The 6,742-nt window shown below is 70.6% G+C and carries 5 protein-coding genes; 1 reads left to right on the forward strand and 4 read right to left on the reverse strand.

Features of this window, described 5'->3' with window-relative positions:
- Positions 1-54: 54 nt before the first annotated feature.
- Genes OKJ99_RS22455 through OKJ99_RS22470 form a run of 4 tightly spaced genes read right to left on the reverse strand, consistent with a single transcriptional unit; the run spans position 55 to position 4,746 of the window.
- Positions 55-1,515, reverse strand: a complete 1,461-nt coding sequence (locus OKJ99_RS22455; RefSeq protein ID WP_326019058.1) for an amidase — start codon at positions 1,513-1,515, stop codon at positions 55-57.
- The gene (locus OKJ99_RS22460; RefSeq protein ID WP_326019060.1) at positions 1,512-2,966 is read right to left on the reverse strand and encodes a sodium:solute symporter family protein; all 1,455 of its coding nucleotides are present in this window, start codon (positions 2,964-2,966) and stop codon (positions 1,512-1,514) included. Before OKJ99_RS22460 ends, OKJ99_RS22455 begins: the two co-directional genes overlap by 4 nt.
- Entirely contained in the window at positions 2,963-3,241 is a 279-nt protein-coding gene (locus tag OKJ99_RS22465; protein ID WP_326019062.1) for a hypothetical protein, read from the reverse strand. The genes OKJ99_RS22460 and OKJ99_RS22465 overlap by 4 nt, the downstream gene beginning before the upstream one ends.
- A 38-nt stretch (positions 3,242-3,279) precedes the next feature.
- Complete coding sequence (locus OKJ99_RS22470) at positions 3,280-4,746, reverse strand: amidase (protein ID WP_326019064.1); 1,467 nt, start codon at positions 4,744-4,746, stop codon at positions 3,280-3,282.
- Between the two features lie 474 nt (positions 4,747-5,220).
- On the opposite strand from OKJ99_RS22470, the gene OKJ99_RS22475 reads away from it, so the two are divergent.
- Complete coding sequence (locus OKJ99_RS22475; RefSeq protein ID WP_326019066.1) at positions 5,221-6,423, forward strand: DmpA family aminopeptidase; 1,203 nt, start codon at positions 5,221-5,223, stop codon at positions 6,421-6,423.
- Positions 6,424-6,742 lie beyond the last annotated feature (319 nt).

The following is a 6,742-nucleotide window of genomic DNA, read 5'->3' on the forward strand; positions in this document are numbered from 1 at the left end:
TTCGCGCGATTTCGGTGCCGTGCTGGAAGTCGGTGAACGCTCGCGGTCCGGCGCTCAGAGCACCGGCCGCGTCGCAGCGGTGTCGTACGCCCAGGGACGCAGCGTCTCCAGTGCCTTGCCGACGCGGAAGACGGCGGCGTCGTCGTAGGTGTGTCCGATGATCTGGGCCCCGATGGGCAGGCCGGTTCCCTGGGCGTGGATGCCGGTCGGGACGCTCAGCACCGGACAGCGGTTGGCGATGTTGAACGGCACGGTCAGGGCGAGGTCGTAGAGGACTTCGCCGGGGGTGTGGCCCTGGTAGGAGTACGGCTCGGTGAGCCAGGAGTCGGCGCCCCAGCCGGGGACGGCGGTGGTGGGCGCCAGAAGGGCGGTGCAGCCGGCCATGGACTCGGCGAGTTCGCGCTGCATCCGGGTCTCGATCCGCAGGCCGTCCAGGAAGGTCGGGACGTCGGGCCCGGACACGGCGGTGACGAAGTCCTGCACGTACGGGGTGAGGTCGTCGTGGTGTGCGGCGTCCGTTTCGGCGAGGAGTTGCCCGAAGATCTGCTTGAAGTGGGCATGGGCGGCGGCCCTGGTCTCCGCGCGTTTCCAGGGCAGTTCGATCTCGACGATCTCGGCGCCCGCCTCGGCCAGTGCGGCGGCACTCGCCCGCACGGCGGCCTCGACCTCGGGGTGGACGTCGTAGTCGCCGAGGGTGACCGAGAGCCCGATCCGGGTGCCCTTCAATGACTCGAAGGCGTAGGGGAGTTCGAGCTTGGGGCGCAGGGAGGTGTGGTCGCGCGGGTCGGGTCCTGCGAGGACGTTCTGGAAGGTGATGGTGTCGTCGACCGAGCGGGCCATGGGCCCGTCTCCGCGGTAGAAGTCGGCGGACAGCGGGGCCACGCCGGGGACCCGACCGTAGGGCGCCTTGAAGCCGACGACGCCATTGAGGGCGGCGGGCATCCGCGTCGAGCCGCCGATGTCCGAGCCGGAGGCCAGCGTGGTGGTGCCGGCGGCGAGCGCCGCCCCGGACCCGCCGGAGGAACCGCCGGGTGAGAAGGCCCGGTTCCACGGGTTGCGGGTGGTGCCCCACAGCTTGGTGACGGTGTGGCCGTGGGCGGAGAACTCGGGGGTGGCGGTGCGGGCGTGGATGATGCCGCCGGCCTGCTGAATGCGTTCGATGACGGGGGCGGTGAAGTCGGCGATCTGGCCCTGCCGGGCGAGGGAGCCCTCCGTGAGGCTGCGCCCCTCGATGGCGTGCTTCTCCTTGGTCGCGACCGGGATGCCCTCCAGCGGGCGCGGCGCGCCGCCGCCCTTGCCGAGGAACCGGGCCTCGGCCTCGCGGGCCTGCGCACGGGCCTCGTCGCGCAACTGCTCGGTGAAGGCGTTGACGGCCCCTTCTGCTCGTTCGGCGCGGGTGGCGACGGCTTCGAGAAGTTCGACGGGAGACAGCTCGCGCTTCTCGAACAGGGCGCGGGCCTCGGTGGCGGTGAGGTAGGCGAGGTCGTCGGTGGCCGTGGAGGTGTTCTCACTCATCGGGCGTTGGTTCCTTCCGGAGCGGGGGAAAGGACTTCAGCGGGCACGTCCTGCGGTCCGCGGCCGCGCTGGACCGCGCAGCCGATGCCGAGGATGACAAGGTTGACGGCGAGGCCGATGAGGCCTTCGTTGAAGCCGCCGGTGTCGACGGGAGCGAAGGTGATCGCGGCGACGACGGCGACGCCCGCGAGCATCGCACCGAGCACCCAACTGCCGTCGCACGGCCGCTGTTTGAGCAACCCCAGGAGGTTGCCGGGTGCGAGTTGGACGAGTCCGGAGAAGGTCAGCAGGAGCAGGTCGGCCAGGGCGTCCGGGCGCAGCACGGCGAGCAGCAGGGTGGCCGCGCAGATCACGGTGGCGGTCAGGTGGTTGACGGCGAGGCTGCCCTTGGCGGTGCGCGCCGGGATCAGGTTCTTCGCGACGAGCGAGGACAGCGAGAGGATCATGGCTGCCGAGGGCACCATGGCGGTGGCGATGCCGCCGACGACGACCACGCCGAGCAGCCAGTCCGGCAGGGCACGGCCGGCCATCTCCAGGAGCACGGTGTTGCCGTCGGCGCCGCCGTCGAGTCGGATCAGGGCGACGAATCCGACCACCATCGGCAGCACCAGCGCGACGGTGAACAGCGGCAGCATGGCGGAGTTGTGGCGCAGGATGCGCGGCGAGCCTGCGGCGAACATGCTGGGCCACACATACGGCAGGGTGGCGCAGCCGGAGCCGATCGCGGAACAGAGCACGGCCGTGATGAACCAGGTCTGGTTCTCGGGTCCCGCATGGATGGTGAGGAGCTCGGGGGCGGCCTCCCGTACGGAGGTGAACAAGCCGCCAGGGCCGCCGAGTTCGTGCGCCGGGACGAGGATCGCCAGGGCCAGCAGCACGGTGAGCATCAGGCCGTCCTTGACGTAGGCGACGCGGGCGATACCGCGCAGCCCGGCCCACAGGACGAACGCGAGCACCAGGCAGACGGCGAAGACCATGGCGCCGGTGCCGGAGGTGCGCCCGTCGCTGGCGATCTCGACCAGCAGGCCGAGGCCCGTGATCTGGAGCTGGAGGTACGGGAGTTGGAAGATTATGCCGACGACCGCGGCCGTCTTGCCGAGGCCACGGCTGGCGAAGCGGTCGCCCAGGAAGTCGGCGTTGGTCAGGTGGCCGCGGCTGCGGCCGATCCGCCAGATGGCGGGGGCCGTGAAGAACACGACGACGTAGCCGACGACCAGGTAGACCGGGACGTACAGCGCGGCGACTCCGGCGCTGAAGACCAGGGCGCCGAGGCCCAGGAAGCTGAAGGTCGTGAAGATCTCGCCGGCCTGCAGGAACCACATCGTCAGGGTGGACATCCGACCCCCGCCGGAGGCCCATTCGCCGAGGTCCTTGGCGGGTGCCCTGCGGCCCAGGAAGCCGACGGCGGCGAGCGCCGCGATGCCGACGAAGACCACGATCAGTAGTGTCACGACTGCTCCTCCCCGGTTGCTCCGGCTTTCGCCACGGTGGCCTCGTAAGCGGTGACCTCCGCCAGGGCCGCTTCGTCGCGGGCGGTGAAGTACGGCATGGCGGCGAGCATCGCGGGCACGGAGAGCAGCGACCAGACCACCACCCACACCCCGATGCGCGGCATGCCCAGCCACAGTTCGGCCGTGTTGACGAACGGGAGCACACTGCTGAAGCAGAGGGCGAGAGCGGGGATCACGGGCAGCCAGGGCCGCCACCGCTCCTGCCCGCGCGGCACGTCCGGCCTCTTCGTTGCTCCGAGCGCTCCGGCGGCGCTCACAGTGCGGGCCGGTTCAGCGCGGTGTACGTCCAGGGGCGCAGTGCCTCGACGGCCTTGCCCACGCGGAAGACCGCGGCGTCGTCGCAGGTGTGGCCGACGATCTGGACGCCGATGGGCAGGCCGCTTCCGGCGGCGAAGGAGCCGGTGGGGACGGTGAGCACCGGGCAGCGGTTGTTGATGTTGAAGGGGATGGTCATGCCGAGCCGGGTGAGGACGTCACGGGGGCGGGAGTCGGCGTCGTACGCGTAGGGCTGGGTGAGTTCGTCGCCCGCGGGCCAGCCGGGGACCGCGGTGACCGGGGCGAGCAGGGCGTCGAAGCCGGCCATGGTCTCGGCGAGCTCGCGCTGCATCCGGGTCTCGATCCGCAGACCGTCCAGGAACGGGAGGCGGTTGGCCTCGCGCAGCGGCTCGGAGAGGAAGTGGGTGTAGGGGTTGAGGAGTTCGCCGTGCTCGTCGAGGGTCTCGATGACGGTGGCGCCGAAGATCTGGCCGATGTGCGCCATCTCGGCCAGCACGATCTCGTCCGTCGTCCACGGCAGTTCGACCTCGACGACCTCAGCTCCCGCATCGGCCAGCAGCTGGGCTGTCGCCCGCACCGCCGTCTCCACCTCGGGGTGCACCTCGAAGTCGCCGAGGCGCACGCACATCGCGATGCGGGCGCCGTTCACCTCCTCATAGGCGTAGGGAAGTTCGAGCTTGGGGCGCAGGGAGGTGTGGTCGCGCGGGTCGGGTCCCGCGAGGACGTTCTGGAAGGTGATGGTGTCGTCGACCGAGCGGGCCATGGGTCCGTCGCCGCGGTAGAAGTCGGCGGACAGCGGGGCCACGCCGGGGACCCGGCCATAGGGCGCCTTGAAGCCGACGACGTTGTTGAACGAGGCCGGGATGCGGGTGGAGCCGCCGATGTCGGAGGCGGAGGCGAGGGTGGCGGTGCCGGCCGCGAGGGCGGCGCCGGAGCCACCCGAGGAACCGCCTGGAGTGAAGTCCGGATTCCACGGGTTGCGGGTGGTGCCCCACAGTCGCGAGTGGGTGTACGTCGCGATGGAGAACTCGGGGGTGGTGGTGCGGGCGTGGATGATGCCGCCGGCCTGCTGGATGCGTTCGGTGACCGGCGCGGTCTCGGTGGCGATGCGGCCCTTGAAGGCGAGTGAGCCCTCGGTCATCTCCTCCCCCGCCAGCGCGTGCTTCTCCTTGGTCGCGACCGGGATGCCCTCCAGCGGGCGCGGCGCGCCGCCGCCCTTGCCGAGGAACCGGGCCTCGGACTCGCGGGCCTGCGCACGGGCCTCGTCGTAGCGGCGGTGGGAGAAGGCGTTGAGGGTGGGTTCCACGCGCTCGGCGCGGTCGATGACGGCTTCGAGCAGCTCGACCGGCGACACCTCCCGCTTTTCGAACAAGGCGTGTGCCTCGGTGGCGGTGAGGTAGGCGAGGTCGTCGGTGGTGCGGTGGATGGTGCCGGAATCGGTCATGCCAGTGCGGTCCTTCCGGTGTTCCATGCCGGGTCCGCGGTGCCACTCGGGGAGGAGGGCTAGGGTGACCGCGCGCGGAGGGGTGGGAAGTCCCGAGACGGCGGCGGACCCTGACTGCGCGTGTGTCGGGAGTCTTTCTCCCCTGAGATCTGGATCACAGCGGCATAGTGTCGAGTACAGGGTCCTGATCTGCGGCGACATGCCGGATGCGAACACACCTGGGCCCCATCACGACGCTCGTTGATGCCGCCACCGGATTGTCGGTCCAACTCGCTGAAATACGAGGCACATTGACGGAACCTCACTGCCGAAGGTTTCCCCACCGGGGACCACGCAATGTGTCGTGCGGCGAAGGACGACACATGACACCCTGCCTCGTTCCCCGCGCCACCCCGTACGGCATACCCTGCCGATCTCCAGCCACCGAGTACGCACACACCCAGCGCGCCCAACTGCCCAGGAGGCACTCCGCACATGGCTGACACCGAACTCCGCACCCCCTCCGGCAAGCCGCGCGCCCGCGCGCTCGGCATCCCGTTCGACGGGCAGCCCGGCCCCGCCAACGCGATCACCGACGTCCCCGGAGTTCGGGTCGGCACGGTCACACTCATCGAGGGCGACGGGCCGCTGGAGGTCGGCGCTGGACCGGTGCGTACCGGAGTGACGGCGATCCTGCCGCGCGGCCAGGAGGGTGTCGGCACGCCCGTCGCCGCCGGCTACCACTCCCTCAACGGGAACGGCGAACTCACCGGTATGCACTGGGTGGCGGAGGCCGGCCAGTTCTCCACCCCCGTACTCCTCACCAATACGCACGCCGTGGGCGCCTGCCACCGCGGGGCCATCGACTGGATGGTCACCCACAAGCCGGAACTGCGCTCGGGCTGGCTGCTGCCGGTCGTCGGCGAGACGTACGACGGATACCTCAATGACATCGCGGGCTCGCACATCACGCCCGAGCACGCGGTCACGGCGATCGACAGCGCCCAGGACGGGCCGATCGAGGAGGGTTCGGTCGGCGGCGGAACCGGCATGAACTGCTACGCCTTCAAGGGCGGCAACGGAACGGCGTCGAGGCGCGTCGCGTACGGCGAACGGGAGTACACCCTCGGCGCGTTCGTGCAGGCCAACTTCGGCATCCGGCACGAGTTGACCATCGCGGGCCGCAAGGTCGGGCGCGAACTGGGCGCCGACAACCCCATGGAGACCTCCCGCGCCGCCAACGCGGCCGCCACGCCCACCGGAACCACCCCGCCGCCCGCCGGTTCGGGCTCGGTCATCGTCATCATCGCCACGGACGCCCCGCTCCTGCCCGGCCAGTGCACCGCACTCGCCCGCCGCGTCCCACTGGGCCTGGCCCGCACCGGCACCACGGGGTCGCACTTCTCCGGAGACATCTTCCTGGCCTTCTCCACCGCCAACGAAGGTGCCTTGCGCAGCGCCTTCCCGGCCGGAGCTCCCAGCAGCGACGAATTCGACACACTGCGCTCGATCCCGGCAGGCCGGATCAACCCCTTCTACGACGCCGTGGTCGAAGCGGTCGAGGAGGCCGTCGTCAACGCGCTCGTGGCGAACGAGGAAATGACCGGCCGGGACGGTCACCGCACACCCGCCCTGCCACACGAGGAGCTGGTCCACACTCTGCGCGACCAAGCCGTCGCCTCGGCCCGCACCGTGTAACTGTCCGACGTCACAGACCACTTCGCTCGCCCGTTCCGGTACACGGCGCTGACCACCCGTCGCCCGATCGTCCCCCAGGAGGAACCCGTGTCCGGCATCGAGCACGACAGCTGTCCCTGACTGTGCTCGCCCTGGCGGCCATGTACTACGCCCTGGTCCTACGACGACGCGGCGGCTGGCGGCTGACCGGCCCGGACACCGAATCCCCTGCCACCTAGAACGCCCTGATCGCACCACACCGCTCCTACTTGGTGGTGTGCGTCGGGTAGACCTCGACGTCGGTGTAGGCGCCCTTGATGTCTCCGGCGCCCGCGGGCCA

Origin of the sequence: Streptomyces endophyticus (genome assembly GCF_035798155.1) — a bacterium.
Lineage (GTDB): Bacteria > Actinomycetota > Actinomycetes > Streptomycetales > Streptomycetaceae > Streptomyces > Streptomyces endophyticus.